General features: G+C 31.1%; 24 protein-coding genes. 23 read left to right on the forward strand and 1 reads right to left on the reverse strand.

Annotation, left to right across the window (positions count from 1 at the left end; translation table 11 throughout):
- Positions 1-41: 41 nt before the first annotated feature.
- The 21 genes from BN4220_RS15020 (at position 42) to BN4220_RS15120 (ending at position 20,297) form a co-directional block, all read left to right on the forward strand.
- On the forward strand, positions 42-1,709 hold the full coding sequence (locus BN4220_RS15020; RefSeq protein WP_066718115.1) for a peptide ABC transporter substrate-binding protein: 1,668 nt from the start codon (positions 42-44) through the stop codon (positions 1,707-1,709).
- A gap of 287 nt (positions 1,710-1,996) precedes the next feature.
- On the forward strand, positions 1,997-2,344 hold the full coding sequence (gene rplS, locus BN4220_RS15025; protein ID WP_066718117.1) for a 50S ribosomal protein L19: 348 nt from the start codon (positions 1,997-1,999) through the stop codon (positions 2,342-2,344).
- 316 nt (positions 2,345-2,660) lie between these two features.
- Positions 2,661-3,362, forward strand: coding sequence for a signal peptidase I (gene lepB / locus BN4220_RS15030; RefSeq protein WP_082812425.1), 702 nt, complete (start codon positions 2,661-2,663; stop codon positions 3,360-3,362).
- Positions 3,363-3,405: 43 nt separating this feature from the next.
- A complete protein-coding gene (gene ylqF / locus BN4220_RS15035; protein ID WP_066718120.1) occupies positions 3,406-4,272 on the forward strand; it encodes a ribosome biogenesis GTPase YlqF in 867 nt (288 codons plus the stop codon).
- Positions 4,256-5,011, forward strand: coding sequence for a ribonuclease HII (locus BN4220_RS15040; protein ID WP_066718122.1), 756 nt, complete (start codon positions 4,256-4,258; stop codon positions 5,009-5,011). Before ylqF ends, BN4220_RS15040 begins: the two co-directional genes overlap by 17 nt.
- Positions 5,012-5,178: 167 nt before the next feature.
- Positions 5,179-5,502 carry an EscU/YscU/HrcU family type III secretion system export apparatus switch protein gene (locus BN4220_RS15045; RefSeq protein WP_066718126.1) on the forward strand — a complete coding sequence of 108 codons (324 nt, stop codon included), beginning with the start codon at positions 5,179-5,181 and terminating at the stop codon, positions 5,500-5,502.
- Positions 5,503-5,507: 5 nt separating this feature from the next.
- Positions 5,508-5,867, forward strand: coding sequence for a YraN family protein (locus BN4220_RS15050; protein ID WP_197467945.1), 360 nt, complete (start codon positions 5,508-5,510; stop codon positions 5,865-5,867).
- 95 nt (positions 5,868-5,962) lie between these two features.
- Positions 5,963-6,805, forward strand: coding sequence for a peptidoglycan editing factor PgeF (pgeF, locus tag BN4220_RS15055; protein WP_066718132.1), 843 nt, complete (start codon positions 5,963-5,965; stop codon positions 6,803-6,805).
- A 218-nt stretch (positions 6,806-7,023) separates the two neighbouring features.
- Entirely contained in the window at positions 7,024-9,438 is a 2,415-nt protein-coding gene (gene leuS, locus BN4220_RS15060; protein ID WP_066718135.1) for a leucine--tRNA ligase, read from the forward strand.
- A 490-nt stretch (positions 9,439-9,928) separates the two neighbouring features.
- Positions 9,929-10,600, forward strand: a complete 672-nt coding sequence (locus tag BN4220_RS15065) for a sugar transferase (RefSeq protein WP_082812335.1) — start codon at positions 9,929-9,931, stop codon at positions 10,598-10,600.
- A 4-nt stretch (positions 10,601-10,604) separates the two neighbouring features.
- On the forward strand, positions 10,605-11,336 hold the full coding sequence (locus BN4220_RS15070) for a YveK family protein (protein ID WP_066718138.1): 732 nt from the start codon (positions 10,605-10,607) through the stop codon (positions 11,334-11,336).
- Between the two features lie 26 nt (positions 11,337-11,362).
- The gene (locus BN4220_RS15075; RefSeq protein WP_066718141.1) at positions 11,363-11,926 is read left to right on the forward strand and encodes a hypothetical protein; all 564 of its coding nucleotides are present in this window, start codon (positions 11,363-11,365) and stop codon (positions 11,924-11,926) included.
- Complete coding sequence (gene pssD, locus BN4220_RS15080; RefSeq protein WP_066718144.1) at positions 11,927-12,391, forward strand: PssD/Cps14F family polysaccharide biosynthesis glycosyltransferase; 465 nt, start codon at positions 11,927-11,929, stop codon at positions 12,389-12,391.
- Positions 12,388-12,876, forward strand: coding sequence for a PssE/Cps14G family polysaccharide biosynthesis glycosyltransferase (pssE, locus tag BN4220_RS15085; RefSeq protein ID WP_066718146.1), 489 nt, complete (start codon positions 12,388-12,390; stop codon positions 12,874-12,876). The genes pssD and pssE overlap by 4 nt, the downstream gene beginning before the upstream one ends.
- 81 nt (positions 12,877-12,957) lie before the next feature.
- A complete protein-coding gene (locus BN4220_RS15090) occupies positions 12,958-13,830 on the forward strand; it encodes an ATP-grasp fold amidoligase family protein (protein ID WP_066718147.1) in 873 nt (290 codons plus the stop codon).
- Positions 13,831-13,875: 45 nt separating this feature from the next.
- Positions 13,876-14,949, forward strand: a complete 1,074-nt coding sequence (locus tag BN4220_RS15095) for a sugar-transfer associated ATP-grasp domain-containing protein (RefSeq protein ID WP_066718149.1) — start codon at positions 13,876-13,878, stop codon at positions 14,947-14,949.
- Between the two features lie 14 nt (positions 14,950-14,963).
- On the forward strand, positions 14,964-16,058 hold the full coding sequence (locus BN4220_RS15100; RefSeq protein WP_066718151.1) for a glycosyltransferase family 1 protein: 1,095 nt from the start codon (positions 14,964-14,966) through the stop codon (positions 16,056-16,058).
- Between the two features lie 16 nt (positions 16,059-16,074).
- Positions 16,075-17,202: a hypothetical protein gene (locus BN4220_RS15105; protein WP_066718154.1), complete on the forward strand. Its 1,128-nt coding sequence runs from the start codon at positions 16,075-16,077 to the stop codon at positions 17,200-17,202.
- Positions 17,199-18,617, forward strand: coding sequence for a lipopolysaccharide biosynthesis protein (locus BN4220_RS15110; protein WP_066718162.1), 1,419 nt, complete (start codon positions 17,199-17,201; stop codon positions 18,615-18,617). Before BN4220_RS15105 ends, BN4220_RS15110 begins: the two co-directional genes overlap by 4 nt.
- A gap of 578 nt (positions 18,618-19,195) precedes the next feature.
- Entirely contained in the window at positions 19,196-19,726 is a 531-nt protein-coding gene (locus tag BN4220_RS15115) for a GNAT family N-acetyltransferase (RefSeq protein WP_066718167.1), read from the forward strand.
- Between the two features lie 169 nt (positions 19,727-19,895).
- Complete coding sequence (locus BN4220_RS15120; RefSeq protein WP_066718168.1) at positions 19,896-20,297, forward strand: hypothetical protein; 402 nt, start codon at positions 19,896-19,898, stop codon at positions 20,295-20,297.
- Between the two features lie 152 nt (positions 20,298-20,449).
- Here the strand turns inward: BN4220_RS15120 and BN4220_RS15125 are convergent, their stop codons facing one another.
- Positions 20,450-21,631 (reverse strand): ribose-phosphate pyrophosphokinase, encoded by a 1,182-nt coding sequence (locus BN4220_RS15125; RefSeq protein ID WP_066718169.1) that lies wholly within the window; start codon positions 21,629-21,631, stop codon positions 20,450-20,452.
- Between the two features lie 154 nt (positions 21,632-21,785).
- On the opposite strand from BN4220_RS15125, the gene BN4220_RS15130 reads away from it, so the two are divergent.
- Positions 21,786-22,289 carry an RNA polymerase sigma factor gene (locus tag BN4220_RS15130; protein ID WP_066718170.1) on the forward strand — a complete coding sequence of 168 codons (504 nt, stop codon included), beginning with the start codon at positions 21,786-21,788 and terminating at the stop codon, positions 22,287-22,289.
- On the forward strand, positions 22,289-23,080 hold the full coding sequence (gene lepB, locus BN4220_RS15135; RefSeq protein ID WP_066718172.1) for a signal peptidase I: 792 nt from the start codon (positions 22,289-22,291) through the stop codon (positions 23,078-23,080). Before BN4220_RS15130 ends, lepB (BN4220_RS15135) begins: the two co-directional genes overlap by 1 nt.
- The last annotated feature ends 132 nt before the right edge of the window (positions 23,081-23,212 follow it).

Genomic DNA, 23,212 nt, shown 5'->3' on the forward strand with positions numbered 1-23,212 from the left:
TAATTGCATTCTATATAGAAACAATTTAAGAGGAGGATACTATGAAAAATAAGTTTTTTAAAAAAGCAGTTGTTATGCTTTTAGCGGTTTCTATGCTAGGAACAACAATTTTAACCGGTTGTGGTAAGAAAGATGACTCAGTTTCTTCAGGTGGCAATGCAACCAAGCCAGAAGGAGATTATGGGATTAATGTTAGCGTTGGTCCAGAACCAGAGACCATCGATCCAACCTTGAACACCGCTGTAGATGGTGGTACTTTAATTAATCATGCGTTTGAGGGATTAATGAAATTAGACCAAGAGGGAAATATTGTTGAAGGTATGGCTGAGAGTTACACGGTAAGTGAAGATAATCTTGTCTATACGTTTAAGATTCGTGATGATGCTAAATGGTCAGATGGAACAGACCTTACAGCAGATGCCTTTGTATATTCTTGGCAAAGAGCTGTTGATCCAGCAACTGCTTCTGATTACAACTACATGATTGACATGGTAGTAAATGCAAATGAAATCATGGCGAACGAGAAAGATAAATCTGAATTAGGGATTAAAGCTCTTGATAGTAAGACATTAGAAGTTACATTAACAGTTGCAACACCTTATTTCTTAGAAATTTGTGCATTCCCAACAACATATCCATTAAGAGAAGATATTATCTCTGCAAACCCAGATACTTGGGCTACTGATCCAGCAACTTATATTGGAAATGGACCATATGTGTTAAAGTCTTGGACACATCAATCTGAAATGGTATATGAACAAAATCAATATTATTATGATGTTGATAAATTAGGACCAAAAACAATTAACTTTAAGTTAATGGAAGATAATAATACAATTTTAGCATCTTTTGAAAATGGTGAAATCTTATTTGGTGATGATCTTCCTACAGCTGATGTAGAACGTATGACAGGTAATGGTTACTATGTGGAAGGTCAATTAGGAACTTATTTCCTTTGTTTAAATGTAGAAGTTGATGCTTTAAAAGATGTTAGAGTAAGAAAAGCATTGTCTCTTGCAATTGATAGACAATATGTTATTGATTATGTTTCTAAAGGTGGAGAGCAAGCAGCAGATACATTTGTTGCAACTGGTTTAACAGATGAAGATACTACAAAAGAATTCCACGATGTAGCGAATAAGTGGTATAGTGTAGATCCTGCTGATTATGATAAAAATGTAGAAGAAGCAAAGAAACTTTTAGCAGAAGCTGGCTATCCAAATGGTGAAGGTTTCCCAACCATTGAGTACATGATAAACTCTTCTTCCGCACACCAAGAAATCGCAGAAGCAATTACATATATGTGGAAAGAAAAACTTGATATTAACTCATCAATTTCTGCACAAGATTGGGCTGTATTTATCGGAACAAGAGATGCAGGGGACTATCAAATCGCACGTCATGGTTGGTTAGCAGATTACAATGATCCAATTTCCTTCCTTGATATGTGGGTTACAAATGGTGGAAACAATGATGCAAATTACTCAAATCCAAAATACGATGAATTAATTGCAAAAGTAAAAGCGTCTAGTGATAGAGCTGAAAGAATTGCATACATGCATCAAGCAGAAGATATTTTAGGAGAAGATATGCCAATTATCCCAATTTACTTCTATACAGATAAATATTTAAAAGCTGATAAGTTGAAAGGGTTCTATACTTCACCACTAGGATTTAAATTCTTTAAATTTGCATACGTAGAAGAGTAGGAAGTATAAAATATTCCCAAAACTAAAAGACTAATAACCAAAAAATATATCAAGTTTACTTATGTAATTGGTTGAAATACAAAAATAACAAAGTAGTAAAAAATGAAAATTGATAAAAATGGCTTTCTGTGACAAAATAATCATAGAAAGCTATTTTTTTGTATTGCATTCAAGAAATCAATATGTTATAATATCAAATTGTGAGACGAGATGTTCCTCTGTACAGGAGTGAAAAACACATAGAATAAGACGTAGTAAGAACATCTAAATTTTAAGGAGGTCACAACATGAACAATATTATTAAAAGCATTGAAAATGCACAATTAAAAGAAAATATCGCTGAATTCGCAGTAGGTGATACAATTAAAGTTTACGCTAAAGTTAAAGAAGGTAACCGTGAAAGAACTCAGGTTTTCGAAGGCGTTGTTTTAAAAAGACAAAACGGTGGAGCTAGAGAAACTTTCACAGTAAGAAAAACTTCTAATGGTGTAGGCGTTGAAAGAACTTGGCCAGTACACTCTCCAATCGTTGAGAAGATTGAAGTTGTTAGACGTGGTAAGGTTAGAAGAGCTAAATTAACATACTTACGTGATAGAGTTGGTAAGAAGGCTAAGGTTAAAGAATTAGTTAAATAATTTGCCACATAAGGTATGATTTATAAAGAGGTTGTTTAAAAGAATTCTTTTAGACGACCTCTTTCTTCTTTCATACCTATTGATTATAGGATGTGCACTTGTGCAAATGAAAGAGTAAGTTATACAAATTCATAGTGCGCCAAAACGACTGTGCTTAGCAGTTATATATAACTATTGTGATAAGATTCGTAGTACGATTGATTGAAACAAATGATATTATCTATAAATATAAAGAATCCTGTAGTATTTATGTTTGAAAATATTAAAAGATTCGTTATAATATATGTATTAAAAAAGGCAAAAGGTGTTTGAAATTATGAGATATGATTTTGAAAAAGATCCGAAACGTGTCAAGATAAATAAGATTGTAAAAAGGACAATCATTTGGATTGTTGAAATTGCAGCAGTTATATTACTGGCTTATTTTATTGTAAATTTTGCATTTGAACGTACACGAATGCTTGGTTCATCCATGGAAAATACTTTACAAGAGGATGACAAAATTATAATTAGTAAACTAGCATATTGGAAGAGAGACCCAAAAAGGTTTGATGTAATTGTTTTTAAACAAAGTGGAAGTGAGCATAGTTATTATAATATAAAACGCGTAATAGGACTACCTGGAGAGACCGTCCAGATCATTGATGGTGAAGTTTACATTGATGGTGAATTACTAGAGGAACCAATGAATGTAGAGCCTATTAACATTCCTGGCCTTGCGGAAGAAAAAATTGTATTAGAAGACGATGAATATTTTGTACTAGGCGATAATCGCAATAATAGTGAAGATTCTAGATTTTTTAACATCGGAAACGTAGTACGTGGTGATATTATCGGTAAAGCTTGGATTACGTTAGATCCACTTGAAATTATAAATAAGATGAATATGAAACCATCATCATCTGAGGATGGAATAACAGAGGAAACAACAGATGAAACCACTGGGGAAAACACAATTGATTCTACTACAGATGAATCTAAGGATGCCTTAAGTGGTAACACTAATATAGATAATTAAATAGGAAGTGATTGCACAAACGTGCAAAGAATGGAGTAATAATATGCATTTTCAATGGTACCCTGGTCATATGACCAAGGCAAAGAGACAGATGCAGGAGGATATAAAATTAATTGATGTAGTGATTGAACTTGTTGATGCAAGAATTCCCTACAGTAGTAAAAATCCTGACATCGATGACTTAGCAAAAAACAAATCAAGAATTCTATTGCTAAACAAATATGATATGGCAGATCCAAAAGTAACGGAGCAATGGAAGGCTTATTATGAGAATAAAGGATATTTTGTTGCACTGGTTAACTCAAAAGCAGGTAGCGGTGTAAAAAATGTCCATGAAGTAATTAAATTGGCTTGTAAAGAAAAAATTGAAAGAGACCGTAAACGTGGTATTTTAAATCGCCCAATTCGTGCAATGATTGTTGGTATTCCTAATGTTGGGAAGTCAACCTTTATTAACAGCTTTGCAGGTAGAGCAGTGACTAAAACAGGAAATAAGCCAGGTGTAACAAAAGGTAAACAATGGATTAAACTTAATAAAAACGTTGAACTTCTTGATACTCCAGGTATTCTTTGGCCTAAGTTTGAGGATCAAAACGTTGGAATGAGAATCGCTTTTATTGGTTCTATTAATGATGATATTTTACAACCAACGGATTTAGCATATGAGTTATGTAAGTTTTTAGTTTCAAATTATAAAGGCGCTTTAGAAAGTAAGTATGGAATTGAAGAATCTGAAGATGGTGTCTTGACTTTAAATCGTATTGCAGAAAAGAGAGCTTGCTTACTAAAAGGTGGAGCACTTGATCTTTTAAAAGCCTCTGGATTTGTGTTAGACGATTTTAGAAATGGTCGTATTGCAAAAATTACATTAGAAAAACCAGAAGAGGATAGCAATGGAGAAAATATCTGAGATAAAAGAAAAATTTGCACTTGCTAGCGAAGCTGAATTAGTCGATATGATAAGTAAATACCAAGCAGATGAACGTGCTGGTGTGATTCGTATTGTGGAGTCCTATCAAAAGCAATTAGATAAATTAGCGAAGGAACGAATACGTCTTGAAAGTATGAAAGAATTTGAACATAAATATAGTGATTATACTTATATTTGTGGTATCGATGAGGTAGGTAGAGGACCACTTGCGGGTCCTGTAATCGCTTGTGCTGTTATCCTTCCAAAAGACTGTGAAATTCTTTATATCAATGATTCAAAACAACTCAGTGAAAAAAAGAGAGAAGAGTTGTATGATGAAATCATGGAGAAAGCAATTAGTGTTGGAATAGGTAGTGCATCTCATGAGACAATTGATAATATTAATATTTTACAGGCAACTTATGAGGCTATGAGACAAGCAATCTCAAAATTAAGCGTTGTGCCTGATGTTTTACTAAATGATGCCGTTCATATTCCAGAAGTTACAACAAAACAAGTGTCTATTATAAAAGGTGATGCTAGAAGTGTTTCAATTGCTGCGGCAAGTATCGTAGCAAAAGTCACAAGAGATCGATTAATGGTTCAGTATGATGAGATATTTCCTGGATATGATTTTGCTTCAAATAAAGGATATGGTTCTGCAAAGCATATTGCCGCATTAAAAGAATTAGGACCATCACCAATTCATCGAAGAAGCTTTATAAAAAACTTTTTATAAGAAGATATCAACTAATATCTATCATGAGAAGCTAATATTAAAAATTTTCAATAAGAACATATTAACAAATACTTCTTATAAAAAGGTATTATCGAATACTTTTCATGAGAATCTATCTTACAATACTTTTTGTAAAAGTGTAAACTTACATCATATGGGGGTTAGGTATGCAAGATAAAAAAACAAATGTAAATTTAGAGAACCAAAGTTCAAATCAAAGAAAAGCAGCAGTTGCATTGTCCTATGAACCCGATGATGACGCACCTAGAATTATTGCAAGTGGTAGAGGCTATTTAGCAGATAAAATAATAGAGGTTGCAAAAGATTCAGAGATACCGATTCATACGGATGGGAGTCTTACCAATACTTTATCAAAATTAGAAATTGGTGATTATATACCTAAGGAGCTGTATGAAGTAGTGGCAGAAGTTATGGTATTTGTTGATAAAATGGACAAAATGAAAGGAAAGGTCTATACTAAGGAGGGATAAATCTTTTGCAATATAAGAATAAACGTATTCTTGGTAACGAGAAGGAGATAGAAGCCTGTGAGTACCTAATTCAAAATGGTTATGAAATTCTTGAACATAATTTTAGGTGCAAAACTGGTGAAATAGATATTATTGCAAAAGAAAAAGAATATCTTGTTTTTGTGGAAGTAAAGTTCCGTAGTAATACGAAAACTGGACAACCACATGAAGCGGTAGATATAAGAAAGATGAAACGAATCATCTTAACTGCAAAGTATTACATGTACCTTCATGGATATTCTGAGTTTATACCTTGTAGATTTGATGTAATTGTCCAGTTAGATAATCACATAGAATTAATTAAAAATGCATTTGATGCATTTTAGAACATATTTCAATTCAGAAGTCTTAGAACAATAAAAATGGTTAAGAATGTAATAAGATAATTTTACCATTGATAAAATGAAAGGTAGGAAATCAGATGGCAGATAAAGTAATCAATGAATTTACCATCCTGGCAAATGTAGAGTCTACCCCTTATCTAAAGTTTCCTGTATTAGAACAGTTTGATTTTATTAAACATGGTTTTTCCACAAAGCTTGGAGGCGTTAGTAAAGGAATATATGAGTCTATGAACCTTGGTTTTCATCGAGGAGATGAAGATAGTAACGTTAGAGAAAACTATGAACGTATTTGTAATAGCATCGGTATTCGTGCAAATGATTTAGTTTTTACAGATCAAGTGCATAAAGCAAATGTTCGAGTTGCTACAAAAGATGACCTAGGGAAAGGAATCATTCGTCCAAGAGATTATAAAGAAATTGATGGACACATTACAAATGAACCAGGGGTTCCTTTGCTTGTGTTTGCGGCAGACTGTGTTCCAATATATTTTGTCGACCCAGTAAAGAAAGCGATTGGGGTAACACATTCCGGTTGGAGAGGTACTGTACAAAAGATTGGTAAAGTTACTGTAAAAGAGATGGAAACAAACTATGGCAGTAATCCAAAAGATATTGTTGCAGTAATTGGCCCTTGTATTTGCAAGGATTGTTATGAAGTAAGTAAAGATGTTGCAGATGCTTTTGCAAAGGAATTTAATCAACAAGAAGTGGATGCTTTTTTAGAAGCAAAGCCAGACGGTAAGTATCAACTTGATCTATGGGAAGCCAATCGTTTGATTTTACTGGATGCAGGATTAACGAAGGAACACATTACAGTTTCAGCTGTTTGTACTATGTGCAATTCAGATTTATTATATTCCCACCGTAAAAGTGGTGATAAACGAGGAAGTTTAGCTGGATTTTTATCAATCAATGATTAAGATAGGGATGATATATTATTTTAAATCAAGAATAAGATGAAAAATATTATTAGAAATCCTTGCACATATGTAGCTATTATTATAAACTTGTTAAGTATATATTTTTAGAGTGAATTCTAAAAATATAGTAACGTAAGTGTTTATACATTTTAATTAACATATACGATATATTTTCATATATTTATATTTATTTTAAATACATTTATGGAGGAACAACAATGATAAACGCATATTCACCAAAAGACATTGAAAAAAAATGGCAAGATATTTGGGACAATGAAAAGGCATTTAAGGTTGAAAATGATTTTACAAAACCTAAATATTATGCTTTAGTAGAATTCCCATATCCATCTGGTCAAGGACTTCATGTAGGTCATCCAAGACCTTATACTGCACTTGATATTATTGCTAGAAAACGTAGAATGCAAGGATACAATGTGCTTTATCCGATGGGATGGGATGCATTTGGTCTTCCAACTGAAAATTATGCGATTAAAAATCAAATACATCCAAAGGTAGTTACTGAAAATAACGTAGCTCATTTTAAAAGCCAATTAAAAGCACTTGGATATTCTTTTGACTGGGATCGTGAAATTAATACTACAGATCCAAGTTATTATAAATGGACACAATGGATTTTCTTAAAGTTATTTGAAAAAGGACTTGCTTATAAATCTGAAATGCCAATTAACTGGTGTACTTCTTGTAAAGTAGGTTTAGCAAATGAAGAAGTTGTTAATGGTGTTTGTGAACGTTGTGGTAGCGAAGTAGTTCGTAAAGTTAAGAGTCAGTGGATGTTAAAAATCACAGAATATGCTGAGAAATTAATTGAAGACTTAGATCTTGTTGATTATATTGATAAGGTAAAAGTTTCTCAAAAGAACTGGATTGGTCGTTCTGTAGGTGCTGAAGTAGATTTCAAACTTGCGAATAAGGATGATAAATTAACAGTATTTACAACAAGACCAGATACATTATTTGGTGCAACATATATGGTTATTTCACCAGAACATCCATATATTGATAAATATAAAGATGAAGTTAAAAACTGGGATGCAATTCTTGAATATCGTGATTTTGCATCTAAAAAATCTGATTTCGAACGTACAGAATTAGTAAAAGAAAAAACTGGCGTTGTATTAGAAGGAATTACAGCAATTAACCCAGCTACTGGAAAAGAAATTCCAATTTGGATTTCAGATTACGTTTTAATGACTTATGGTACAGGTGCTATTATGGCGGTTCCTGCTCATGATGAAAGAGACTGGGATTTTGCAAAGAAATTTAACCTTCCTATTGTTGAAGTTGTAGGTGGCGGTTCTGTAGAAGAGGCAGCATATACAAATACAGACACTGGAGTTATGGTTAATTCCGATTTCTTAAATGGTCTTGAAGTAGCAGATGCAAAAGAAAAAATGATTGCATGGCTTGAAGAAAAGGGCATTGGCAAGAAGAAAGTAAACTATAAATTAAGAGACTGGGTATTCTCACGTCAAAGATATTGGGGTGAACCAATTCCTCTAGTTCATTGTGATAAATGTGGTTATGTAGCAATTCCTGAAAGTGAATTACCTTTAATGCTTCCAGAAGTTGATAGCTACCAACCAACGGATAATGGAGAATCTCCACTTGCTACAATGACAGATTGGGTAGAAACTACTTGCCCATGTTGTGGTGGTAAGGCACACAGAGAAACAGATACAATGCCTCAATGGGCTGGTTCTTCTTGGTATTTCTTACGTTATATTGACCCACATAATGACGAAGCATTTGCAAGTAAAGAAGCAATTGATTACTGGATGCCAGTTGATTGGTATAATGGTGGTATGGAACATACAACACTACATTTACTTTATTCTCGTTTCTGGCATAAATTCCTTTATGATTTAGGACTTGTTAGCACTCCAGAACCATATCAAAAGAGAACTTCTCATGGTATGATTTTAGGTGAAAATAATGAGAAGATGTCTAAATCTAGAGGAAATGTTATCAACCCAGATGATATTATTAATGAATTTGGTGCAGATACACTTCGTGCTTATGAAATGTTCATTGGTGCATTTGAATTAAGTGCATCATGGTCAAATGAAGGTGTTAAAGGTTGTAGACGTTTCTTAGACCGTGTATGGAAACTTCAAGATATGTTAGTAGATGGTGATGAGTATTCTAAGGAATTAGAAACTAGAATGCACCAAACTATTAAGAAGGTAACTCTTGATTATGAAAATCTTAAATTTAATACAGCGATTGCTGCAATGATGTCTTTAGTAAATGATTTTTACCGTGTTGGTAGCGTTACAAAAGCTGAATTTGCAACATTATTAATCTTATTAAATCCTGTTGTTCCTCATATCACAGAAGAATTATGGCAGGCAATTGGTAAGGAAGGACGTGTTTATCAAGCAACATGGCCAGAATATGATGAAGCAAAAACTGTAGAAGATACCATTGAAATTGCTGTACAGGTAAATGGTAAAGTAAAAGCAACTATCGCTGTAGGTAGAGAAGATGAACAAGATGCTGTTCGTGAAAAAGTAATGGCACTTGAAACTATTTCTTCTCTTGTAGACGGTAAGACAATTGTAAAAGAAATCTACGTAAAAGGTAGAATTTATAATATCGTTGTTAAATAATTTATCAAAAGTGTTAGGTAGACTGAAACATCAGTCTATTCTAACACTTTTTTTATGGACTTTTTGTCATCTTGAGATACGGGGAGCTACACCTGCATTCATACTGACTTTATTGGATTCTTCTGAATATTATTTCGTAATAATGAACTAAGTATAATTCATTATGTCTTAACATTCTAAAGGTTTTAAACCCTTCCTAAAATCTGTACATGCTTAACTTTGCAATTTTAGTAATAAACATCATATAACATTCTAACTGTGAATATTAATGTATAAATATTGTTGGGTTAGTATAAGCCTCATTGCACTAAGACAAATATAATAGATCATCATATACCAATAATTATCTTATAGAATAACTTGAAATAGTGTTAATCGTCATAATATAAATTTTACGTACCCTTGTTTAAACATTCTAAGTACTTAACATATAATACATTACATGCTGAATAAAATAAAGCTGAATAAAAGTAAGCTGGTTAAATATAAGATGGAGCAGAACAATTTTAATAAGCAAATCGTACTTCCAGAGAATATGGAGGCCTATCTTATTCAGAAAAGAAAATATTTTATTGTAAAAAGAGTATTCGACATTATGCTTTCAATTCTAGCTTTAATAATACTATGGCCAATATTTTTGGCTACCATTATTGCGATTAAACTTGATTCTAAAGGGAAAATTTTCTTTTTACAACAACGAACTGGTAAGAATGGGAAGGTATTTACGATTTATAAATTTAGAAGTATGCATGAAGGAGCGGAATCAAAGAAAGCGGATTTATCCGATCTGAATGAAATGGATGGCCCAGTTTTTAAAATCTCAAAAGACCCTAGAATAACAAAGGTAGGTAGATTTATTAGAAAATACAGCATTGATGAATTACCGCAGTTACTAAATATCCTTCGTGGAGATATGAGTATTGTAGGACCAAGGCCCCTTGTAACAAGTGAAACAGCTAATTTTAATGAGTATGAAAATATAAGACATCTCATTAAACCGGGGTTAAGCTGCTATTGGCAAATCGGTGGACGTAATACATTATCATTTGAAGAGTGGATGTATTTGGACCTTAAGTATATAACAGAAATGTGTTTAAAAATAGATTTAATAATTATTCTTAAGACATTTAAAGTAGTTATTATGAAAGAAGGAGCGTATTAAGCCAATGAAAACTAACAATTCATATGATGATCGTGAGATTGATGTCAAAGAGTTATTTCATGTAGTAGTTCATAAAATATGGATTGTTTTTTTGTCAGGGATAGGTTTAGCGTTCCTTTTATTTATAATCAGCTATTTTATCATGGATAGGAAGTATGAGTCTACTACACAGTTATATATTCTAAGCAATCAAGACAGTAGCTCAGAGATTACGTATACAGACCTTGAAACAAGCTCGTATCTAATTAAGGATTATATGGTACTTGTAACCAGCAGATTAGTTACGAATCAAGTAATATCAGATCTTGGACTTAATATGAAACATGAAGAATTATTAAAGTATATTACGGTAGAAAATCCAGAAGAAACAAGAATATTGAATATTAAAGTGGAATATAAAGATCCAGTGATAGCTAGAAGAATCGCCGATTCTATTAGAGATACAACAACAGGATTAATCACATCGATTACCCAGAATGAACAGGCAATACGGATTGTAGAGGCGAATGAACCAGAAGCTCCTTCAAAACCGAATATTAAATTTAATACGGTATTAGGAGGAGCAATTGGTGGGATGATTGGTGTTTTTATTATTGTGCTCTATCACCTTTCGGATGATACTTTAAAAACCTCTGTGGATATTGAAAAATACCTTGAAATTAAAGTAATAGGTTCGATACCGAAAGAAAAGAAGAAAACGTTTAAAATAAGGAGATATCTTTTACTAAAAAATTGAGATGCGGTAAAAGTATGGAGGTTAAAATGGAGCAAATAGAAATCAAAGGATTTATTAGTACCGATTATCATGTAAACGAAGCATATGAAGCATTAAGAAATAACCTTTTATTTCTAGAAAAGGATATTAAAATAGTTGGAATTACAAGCTTCAATAAAGATGATAAGAAAAGCGTTGTTTCATTGAACCTTGCAATAGCATTGGCAAAAGCAGAAAGAAAGGTTATTTTAATTGATTCCTATTTCCTTTTTAACATCGCTTCAATGATAGAAAATCTATGTAAAACAGCTTTTGAAAATCTAGACATTATCGTATCTAGTAAAGCAATTCAAAAGTCAACTGTAAGAATAGATATAGAAAAATCTAGAGAGCTAATGGAAAAATTATCACAGTCATATGATTATATATTACTTGAGTTACCGTCAATTGATGAAGTTTTAAATGTAATGGAAACAGTTAAGTTTTGTGAAGGAATAGTAGTTGTGATTGAGGCGAATACAGTAAGTTATCAATCCAGCAGAAAATATAAAGAAAAATTGGAGTTAACAGGAATACCGATAATAGGTGCTATTTTGTTAAGAGGATCCTAAATGAAATTAAAAATATGCTTTGCTGCATCCACAGGAGGTCATTTTGAACAGTTATTGTTATTAAAACCATTAATGGAGAAATACGATAGCTTCCTTCTTACTGAAAAGACGGACTTTAAGGCATGTGATATAGAGAATAAAAAGACTTATTATTTAAAGCAGGTAAATAGAAGAGAAAAATTATATCCCTTTTATATACTGATTAATATATTTAAATCCCTTGGGATTTACCTAAAAGAGAGGCCAGATATTATTATCACTACTGGAGTATTATCTGTAATCCCAATTTGCATGTTTGCAAAGTTATTTCGAAAAAAAATAATCTTTATTGAATCATTTGCAAAAATTACTTCTCATACCTTAACTGGGAAGTTTTTATATAAATTTGCAGATCAGTTTTATATTCAATGGAAAGAGTTAATAAAATTTTATCCCAATGCAATTTATAAAGGAGGCTTATATTGATCTTTGTAACGGTTGGTTCTCAAAAGTTCCAATTTAATCGTTTGTTAAAATATCTCGATGAGTTGGTAGAAAAACAAATAATTACGGATGAAATATTTGCTCAAACTGGTTTTTGTGATTATAAGCCTCATAATTATACGTTCAAAGACTTTTTAGATCGTGATGTATTTATAAAAAAAGTTTCTGAAAGTGAACTTGTAATCACTCATGGGGGAACAGGTAGTATCATGGGAGCAGTAAAATTGGGCAAAAAGGTAATTGCGGTACCAAGGTTACATGAATTTAATGAACATGTGGATGATCATCAAGAACAAATTATAAAACAATTAATGGATGAAAAGATTATTATGGGCGTTCTAAAGCTTGAGGAACTAGAAAACATTTTAAAAGAAATAAATACATTTTCCGTTATAAACTATGAGTCAAATACCAATGCAATTATTGATAGTATAGAGAAATATATTTTAGAAATGAGAAAGAAGTGAGATGGTTAGGGTCTTATTGAAAGAAGGTATTAAGACGTAAAATAGATAGATTCATATTGAAAGAAGGTATTTAAAAGTGCAATGAATCAGATGTTAAAAAAATTAATACTATTTCCAATGAATATACTCTATAAAATTAATCCTTTATTGGAAATAAAAATAATGTTCTTCTTAAAAAATGGATATAAGTTAAATATGAAAAAACCTGTAACTTATAATGAAAAAATTCAGTGGATTAAGTTCAATGGTTTTACAAGAGAGATGATAAATTGTACGGATAAATATAGAGTTCGGAAATATATAAAGGAATGCGGATGCGAAGAACTCTTAATTCCATTGTTGTGGGAGGGCTATGATCCAAATTTGATTCCATTTGAGTCTCTTCCAAATCAGTTTGTTATAAAAGTTACCCATGGATCGGGCTTTAATATTATTTGTCAAGATAAAAGTAAGCTAAATGAAGCAAAGGTCAAAAAGCAATTAAGCAAGTGGTTAAAGGAAAAATATCTTCCTTGCTATGGAGAGTGGTTTTACGGAATTGTGAAGCCAAGAATAATTATTGAAGAATACCTATGTGACAGAAGTAAAAAGGGCCCAAATGATTACAAACTTTTATGCTTTCATGGAGAGCCTAAGATAATCCAATTTCATATGGATCGATTTTCAGAGCATAAAATGAAGCTTTATGATCTTGAGTGGAAAGAGTTGACTCATTGTAGGACAAAATTTTCCTATACTTCCGAGTTGAAAGTAGAAAAGCCGAAGGAACTGGAACTATTAATAGAATATGCAAAGAAATTATCAAAGTCCTTTCATATGGCTAGAGTCGATTTTTATATTATAAATGAAAAAATCTATTTTGGTGAGATTACTTTTACCGATGGAGCAGGATTTGATAAAATAATTCCTTATTCATTTGATGCTGAATTAGGGAGCTATATGAAAATCCCATAATAGCCAGCCTAAAAGAAATAAATTGAAGATGGATAGGAGAAGGATATGAAAGATAAATTATTTATTTGGGTATATAAAGTATTCACCCATTTTTATCAAAGCATTATGTGGGTGGTTTATAAATATAAAACATTAAAAAAATGCAAAAATGTGAAGAATATAAGCCCTGAATATAAAAGAGAAATTCGTTCTTTTTGGAAAAAATATTGTCGAACAAGTACGAAAGATTTTAGGTGGTACAAGACAAAGAATAATTTAAAGGATGTCAGATTAATTCCTGATGTAATTTTTCATTCTAAAATTGAGCCTCATTTTAATAATTTAAAAACTATGGATGCATTTTCTAATAAATGCTATTATAACTTGCTTTTTCAAGGCTACAAAGTACCGTATACAATTGCAAAAAACATCAATGGAATGCTGATGGATGATAATTTTAAGCCGATTACGTTAAGTGAAGTAATTAGGTTGTGTAGGAGAGAAAAAGAAGTCATTATTAAGCCTTCGATTGATTCTGGAGGAGGACGTAATATTACTTTTATATCTATGGAGGATACGGATAGTGTAAGAGAACTAGTTAAGAATTTAAAAAGATATAAAAAGGATTTTGTTATACAGCAAGTTATTACTCAACATGAGGAATTAAGTAAATTGAATCCTTCTTCTTTAAATTCTGTGAGAATTCAGTCTTTTCTATATAAGGGTCAAGTATATATATTGTCTTCCTTTATAAGGGTGGGAAGATCAGGGAGTAGATTGGATAATATAGTGCAAGGTGGTGTATCCATAGCGATCAAGGAAAATGGTGATTTTTTTCTGGATGCTTATGATGATGGTGGTAATAAGGTCAAAAATATTCCAAGTTCTTATGCCTTTGAAGGTAAGAAAATGCCAGGATTTGATAAAATGATTGAACAAGTGAAATCATTACATCCACGTTTTGCAAATTTTGGATTTATTGGCTGGGATATTGCTGTTGATGAGAATGCAGACCCAATATTTATAGAATTTAACTTAATAGATACATGTATTACTTATGCGCAATTGGCAAGGGGGCCTTTATTTCAAAATCTTACAGAAGATGTTCTTGATGAGGTATTTGGTAAGAAAAAGAAATAAGTTAGGGGGATTTTATGATCAAGGTATTGATAGTCTCTACCATTGGATTTGGCTTATATGGAATCACCAATAGCATTATGAATTATTATAGGGAGATGGATAAGTCAGATATGCAAATCGATTTTCTATCCCCAAGTGAAGTTCCTGAAAATATGAAAGAAGAGATAAAAAATAACGGGGGAACCATTTACGAAAATATTACACGAAACGATAATCCAATGAAATACATGATAAAGTTGGCGGTTATTTTAAGTATAGGACAGTATGATATTGTGCATGCCCATGGAAATAGCAATACCTTAGGACTTGAAATGGCAGCAGCAAAGTTATGTAAGGTAAAGGTAAGAATTGCACATTGCCATAATAGTACTTGTGATCATAAAGTGTTTAACAAAGTTTTAAAACTCCTATTAAAAAACAGCTACACTCATGCATTTGCCTGCAGTAAAAAAGCAGGCAAATGGCTGTTTGGAAAGAATTCATATACAGTCATTCATAATGGAATACCGATTTCTAGATATATTTATAATGAAGAAGTAAGAAATGATGTAAGAATGAAGCTAAATTTTGAAAATAACTTTGTAGTAGGTCATGTTGGACATTTTTCTTATCAAAAAAATCATGAGTTTCTTATAAACATATTTAACGAACTATATAAAAAAGACAGTTCATGTAGGCTTTTGTTAATCGGAGATGGCGATTTACGAGAGAGTTTAGAGAAACAGGTAAAAGAGTTAGGACTTGAAAAAGTAGTATGTATCTATGGGGAAACCCAGGAAATAACTAACTTGTTACAGGCAATGGATGTTTTTGTGTTTCCATCACGCTTTGAAGGTTTAGGGATTGCAGCAATAGAAGCACAATCGGTGGGACTTCCTTGTGTAGTGTCCTCTGCTGTACCTCGTGAGGCAAAGATTTTAAAACATTTTGATTTTGTTCATCTAAATACGGCTATAGAGATTTGGGCAAACAAGATATTAAAGTATCGTAATTTTGACCGAGTAGAATATATAAAAGAAAATAACCAAGTCATTAAAAATTCGCATTATAATATTGAGAATGAAGCATGTAAATTAAGAAAATTATATATTGAGTATGTGGAAAAATAGGTGCCTAGGAGAGAAAATGGAACACGGTATAGAGGTTCGGAGCATATATCCAAAGTTGTCGAAATTGAAAAAAACAGATGTAAAATACTATCTTTTTTTTATTATCTTAGAATTTGGAGAAGCAATCAACAAAGGTTCTGATAATAAAATATTCCTTGCTTTTTCACTCGTAGGATTTCTATTTTTAATATACAAACTGATTGACTCTAAGTATGAATTCAGAGAATTGTTAATTATAATTACGTTAGGTGTTCTGGGGATACTTATTTTTTATCAGACAAATAAAGCGGGTGGTTTTTTGAGTGTATTAGCACTCATTGGCTTAAAAGGAGTAGATATAAAAAAGTTAATGAAACTTTGTTTTTGGATTCGGTTGTCAGCGTTTCTTTTGCTTTTTAGTCTCTCGTCCTTTGATATCATTGAGAATACGATGATAACTCATTTAAGAGGAGAAGCTTCCGTAATTCGTTACAGTATGGGGTTTTCACATCCGAACCAATTTCATTTATCTTTTATCATTTTATTACTATTATTTATGTACATATATTATGAAAAGTTAAATTTAATTCATCTTTTCTTATTAGGTATAGTGAATATTTCAGTATATGCAAGGTCTTATAGTCGAACATCAACGATAATTGGTTTTTTTGCAATTGCAATCATGATATGGTTTAAAAGTAATCATTTACCGAGGCTTAAGAATGCATTTTGTTTTGCAATGGTTCCTTTTGGGTTTTTAATTAGTATTATCCCAGCAGTTTTTTATAATAACATTCCCAATCTAAGAACAATTGATCGATTAATGCAATGGAGAATTACTTTTAGTAAATATTATTTGGATACTTACTCCATTCGACTATTTGGTAATAATCTAAATTTTGATCCCATCGTTTTAGATAGTGGTTATGTGGAACTTATTTTAAATTATGGACTCATTTTTACCACTTTTTATGTAGTAGCTAATATGGTAATTATTTATCGATACGTGAAAATGAAAAAGTATAGGGAGCTATTATTAATTATAAGCCTCTCCATTTATGGAATAACAGAATCTTTTATTCCAAATCTATTTTCCAATGTATCCTTGATTTTTTTAGGTGAATTAATATTTGAAAAATACAAAATAGAGAGGGCATTACATTGAATAAAAATATTTCAAATTTCCTATCAAATCTCTCTAGTACCTTAATGGCAAATATCGTTACATTTTTAGTTTCTGTATTTATTCTTTTAGTGATACCAAAAGTATTAGGGGTTGAGGAATATGGATATTTTCAGCTCTATCTTTTATATTCTTCCTATGTTATATTTTTTCATCTTGGATTACCAAATGGAATTTATCTTAGATATGGTGGAAAAGAGTATAAGGATTTAGATAAGAAAATCTTATCAAAACAGTTTTGGTTAATAGTACTTTATACATTGTTATTTGCTGCCATAGGAAGCATTTGTGCTCTACTTTTTATTGGTTCAGAAAAGAAAGAACTTGTTTTATTGATGACATGTTTATGTGGTGTAATTATTATCCCTAGGGATTTTATCATATTTTTATTGATGGCAACCAATCGAATTAAGGAATATGTAAAAGCTACTATAATTGACCGCATTATTTATATCGCCACAATTTTTTTCTTTCTTGCTTTTAGTACTTTAGATTTTACGATGCTAATTATAGCTGATCTAGTCGGAAAACTTGTCGCATTAACTTGGCTAGTATATCAATGTAAAGATATGATTTTCCAACGAATTGGACAGTTGAGAACAGGGTTTTATGAAGCTTATTTAAATATTGTTGTAGGAAGTAAAATCTTATTATCCAATATAGCGAGTATGTTAATTATCGGGATTATGCGAATGGGAATTGAAGATCATTGGGATATTGCAACCTTTGGAAAAATATCTCTTACTTTAAGCATCTCAAATTTAATGATGGTGGTTATCAACGCAGTAAGCATTGTAATATATCCAATTCTTCGCAGAGCGGATAATGATGATTTGCCAAAGTTTTATTCTATCTTATGTAATCTTTTTATGGTACCGTTATTAGGTATTATGATTTTTTATTATCCAATGAAAGAACTTTTGGCATTGTGGTTACCAAGTTATGCTGAAAGTCTAAGTTATATCGCCTTACTTTTTCCGATATGTATCTATGAAAGTAAAATGTCTATGCTAGTGAGTACTTATTTAAAGATACTAAGAAAAGAAAAGTGGATTTTGATTGTAAATTTAGTTTCTGTACTAGTAAGTTTTCTATTTACAATAATATCAATTTATGTATTAAGTAATTTATTCCTTTCAATTGTATCTATTGTTTTGGTGATTGCGTTTCGTTGTATATTCGCCGAAATGATTTTATCAAAATATATTAAGGTGGATGTAAAGAAAGATATTTACTTAGAATCGCTAATGTGTGTGATTTTTATGATATCGGGTTGGATATTTAAAAATTATTTAAGTACTTTACTTTATGCTGGATGCTATATTATGTACTTTATGATAAAAAGGATGGATGTTAGTGAATCAATACGAGAAATAAAAGCGTTTGTTAAGAAATAATTATAAGTGCTGTAATAAAGTGATTATATGGATGTTAAGGATCCAAAAGATTAATAAAAACCTTAGTTAACATTTAATCATAAGTGTATGCTATAAAGTAATTATTTTAGTGCATGTTAAAATAGGTTGTAAATTATAATAGATAGAAAGTGTTAGATAGGCTGTATGCAGTCTTTTCTAGCACTTTTTTTGTATTGGGAGTACATCCTTTAAGGTAAAAATCCTCCGCTTTGATGCACCTGTGTGCAGTTTAAAATATATCTCTTAAAGCACTATGTTGCTCCTTTTAAAAAATGGTTGAATATTTTGACATATTCGTTGTTCTTATAGACTTATGCATTTGGAGTATAGAAGCTTGCTCAAAAGAGTACAAATTTAATCAAATATGGAAAATAATTGAAAATATTAATATAGTTTTGTATAATGAATAAGATTATATTATAAATTTATTGGCTAATATCCGCGTTAGAAGATTTTAGTATCTATTATCCAAGTTAGAAGACCGTTAATTTAAATTCAGAAAGTTAATAGAGATTAAAATAAATTACGCTTATAACAATATTTTGAGAGGATTATATATGGAATTAATTATTGAACAGGCTACTTTAAAAGATGTGGATGAACTGGAACGATTATACGATATTTTAAATGATGCTTTAGAAAAAGGAGTTAATTATCCTGGATGGAAGAAAGGGGTTTATCCAATTCGTGAAGATGCAGACAAAGGAATTGAACAAGGAACTTTATTTGTTGCAAAATACATGGATAGAATTATTGGTACAATAATACTAAATCATGAATCAGAAGAAGCGTACAAGGAAATAGAGTGGGGATTTGAATCCGACTACACAGATGTGTTAGTAATACATACCTTCTTAGTTCATCCAGAGTTTATGAAACAAGGCATTGGAAAACGATTAATGGATTTTGCAGAACAGTATGGAAAAGATGCAAATATAAAGTCCATACGTTTGGATGTTCATGAAGGAAATTTTCCTGCAATTCAGTTATATGAAACATGTGGATATCAATTGAAGGGAAAAGTAGATTTAGGGTTAGAAGCAATTGGTCTAAAGTGGTTTAAACTATATGAGAAGTTATTAGTTTAACTTAGTATTAAAATTGTAATAATAGATAATAATTACTATATTATGTAAAAAAGCATTTACTTTCTAAGCTTAATCCATCATAATAGAAGATAACCCAAAGCATGTTTTAGTAATTATCATAAAGGCATCTAAATATAAACTATATTTTATGCCTACAAGGAGAAGCGATATGAAAGTTAAACACATTGCAGCTAGTATATTATTATTAATAGGTGCTATTTTTACTGGCGTTATATTGACAAGGGTATACAAGCAAGAAGAAGTGATAGAACAGCCCAATTTAGTGATTACATATAAATTACCAGACGAGGTTAAAAGTATCTCAGTTAAAGTACAAGATAATGAGGAAGAACATAAAGCTTATTTAATACATGGTCTTAAATTTAACGAAAGCACGCAAATCACTATGAAAGAAGATGAAAAATGTTCTTTTAAAATAACTGTGAATTTAAAAGATGGTTATTCTGTAAGTGAGGAATTTACGGAAGATTTCAATTACATAAGTAAGAAGTATTATGAGGTAGTGGTAGAAAAGAATGAAGTTGTGATCAAGAAAGTACAAGTTAGCTAGTTATTTTGTCACGATAGTATCTAATAATTTTAAATATATAGTACTGAAAAGATTTAAAAGACGAATAAAAAATAAAATATTTATAGAAAGAAAATGGATGTCACATCAGTGATTTTTAACCACTAATGTAACATCCATTATTGTTTGCTGTTTTAAGCATTTGTTTTCTTATTATGCTCATCTAAAAGTTCTTTAATTAACGCTGGATGACTAATGATATCATTGATTGAAGTATCGTGGTTTAAGGATTCAATGATCAATGATAAGTATCGATGTAAATCAACGTTGTTATAATAAGGTTTATTTAAAAGTTCTGGTGGATTATAGACTAAATTTGTAGTAAAGATACGATCAAACACTTTTTCTTCGTAAGCTTTATCAAAGCGTTCTAAGCCATTACAGAACAAACCAAAGGTTGCGCCAATAAAGACACGTGCAGCTTTACGTTTTTTTAATTCTGCAGCTACTTCTAAAATGCTATCACCGGATGAAATCATATCGTCTACGATAAACACATCTTTTCCTTCAACAGAGGATCCTAAAAATTCATGTGATACTATAGGATTTCTACCATCCACAATTGTAGAATAATCTCTACGTTTATAAAACATACCCATTTCAATTCCCAGAACATTTGCATAATATACAGCTCTTGTCATACCACCTTCATCTGGGCTTATCATCATTAAATGTTGCTTTTCAATTTTAATATCTGGAACATAACGTAATAAATCACGTACAAATTGATAGCTAGTAAAGAAATTATCAAATCCACGAATTGGGATTGCATTCTGTACTCTAGCATCATGTGCGTCAAACGTAATGATATTTTCAACTCCCATTTGGGACAACTCTTGAAGAGCAAGTGCACAATCTAAAGATTCCAATTTGTCCCTTCTATGCTGTCTACTTTCATATAAAAATGGTATAATTACATTAATACGCTTCGCTTTACTTATTTTAGCAGCAGCAATCACACGTTTTAAATCTTGGAAATGATCATCAGGAGACTTATGATTATCTTCTTCAAACATATGATACATATTACTGTAGTTCATTACGTCGGCTATAATAAATAAATCAGTACCGCGAATTGTTTCATTAATAACAGCTTTTGCTTCACCTGTTCCAAAACGAGGAAGTGTATAATCAACTAAATAAGAATCATTTTGATACCCAAGATATATGGGAGAGGATGGATTCTTACTTAATGTATTATGTCTTGAATTTACAATATATTGATTTACTTTTTCACCAAGTTCCTTTATGTTTTCTAATGCAATAATTTTTAAAGGAGCAATCGGAATGGTTTCTGAGATTTTTCTATTACTCATGTATTGTTTCCTCCAAATCTGATTTCGTACTTATTGTATGCCTACCTGAAATGGAAGTCAAGCCATGCCATGGAAATAATTTTCTGTTATTTTTAAAAATAAATGTAACCTTTTCTAATTTTTGGATACTAATGGGTAGGAGGTGCAAAAATTAATGAATGATGTAGAAGAACTATACAAAATGTATAGTCACATGATTTTTCTGTTTCTACTTAAAATGGTAAATTATAAAGAAGATTTGGCAGAAGAATTAACCCAAGAAACCTTTTATCAAGTATGCATTTCGTTACATCGATTTAAAGGGGAATGTGAAATAAAAACATGGATTTGTCAAATAGCAAAAAATACTTGCTATAAGTACTATAAGAAGAATCCAATACATATTAGCATGGACACTTCGGCGTTTCATACGGATTATGTGTTGGAGAGCATTATCACACCAGAAAATCAAATAGAAGGGAACGAACTTCATCAATTAATCATTAAATGCATGAATGAAATGAATATAAAATATAAAGATGTTTTAGTTTATCGATTATTTTTTGAAATGCCGTTTAAAAAAATCGGTAATATAATGCAAATTAGTGAAAGCTCAGCAAAAGTAATATATTTTCGCGGAAAGGAACTTTTAAGAAAGAGTTTGGAGGGATATTTATAATGGAACAAAATATATGTGCAATTATAAAAGATGTATTACCTTTATATCAGGATGGAGCAACGAGTGATGATAGTAACCAGATTATAGAGGAACATTTGGAAATATGCGAGGAATGTAAAAGGTTTATAGGCGAAGTTAAGGAGGATGGAACATCAAAGAAAGAGATTCTTTTAGCTCGTGGTAATACATCAGAACAAGACTTTATCTCAGATCAACAGACGTTAAAGTTTGAACATATAGCTAAGAAATTAAGAAAAAGGAGAATACTGATTGCTGTTAGTTTCGCTATCATCTTTGGCTTGATTTTAATTATCCAAAGATTTATTTTTCCTAATATGATAATTAGTGGGGAAAGCATGGAACCTACTTTAATGAATGGTGAAAGCTATTTAATAAATCGAACTGCTTATTGGTTTCAAAAACCAGAAAGAGGAGATATCGTTGTTGCAAAACAAGATTCTAATTTGTTTGTGAAAAGAATCATAGGATTACCAAATGAAAAGTTACAAATCATAGATGGAAGAATCTATATCAACAATGAACTTTTGGAAGAAGATTACTCAAAAGACTTCATTAAAGATGCAGGTATTTTGGAACGTCCAATAATTTTAGGCGATGATGAATATTTTGTATTAGGTGATAACATGGATATTTCTCTGGATAGTAGGAATGAGAGATTTGGATTGGTAAAAGAATCAAATTTATTAGGAGAAATTAAAGTGAAAAGTTTAATTAACCTTAAAAAATACATGATTTCAACTAAGGAATCTACAGCTAGAATTAATAATTAAAAAATAGAATTTACAAAGGTGCACGATAAAAATCATTGTTAAAATTCTTACAATTAAAGTTCTTTTTGCATAGATTTAGACCGATTTTAATAACAAGTTTAGGTTTAAATTTGATAAAATAATTTATAAATA

It is taken from the genome of Clostridium sp. Marseille-P299, from assembly GCF_900078195.1.
Taxonomy (GTDB): domain Bacteria; phylum Bacillota; class Clostridia; order Lachnospirales; family Lachnospiraceae; genus Lachnoclostridium.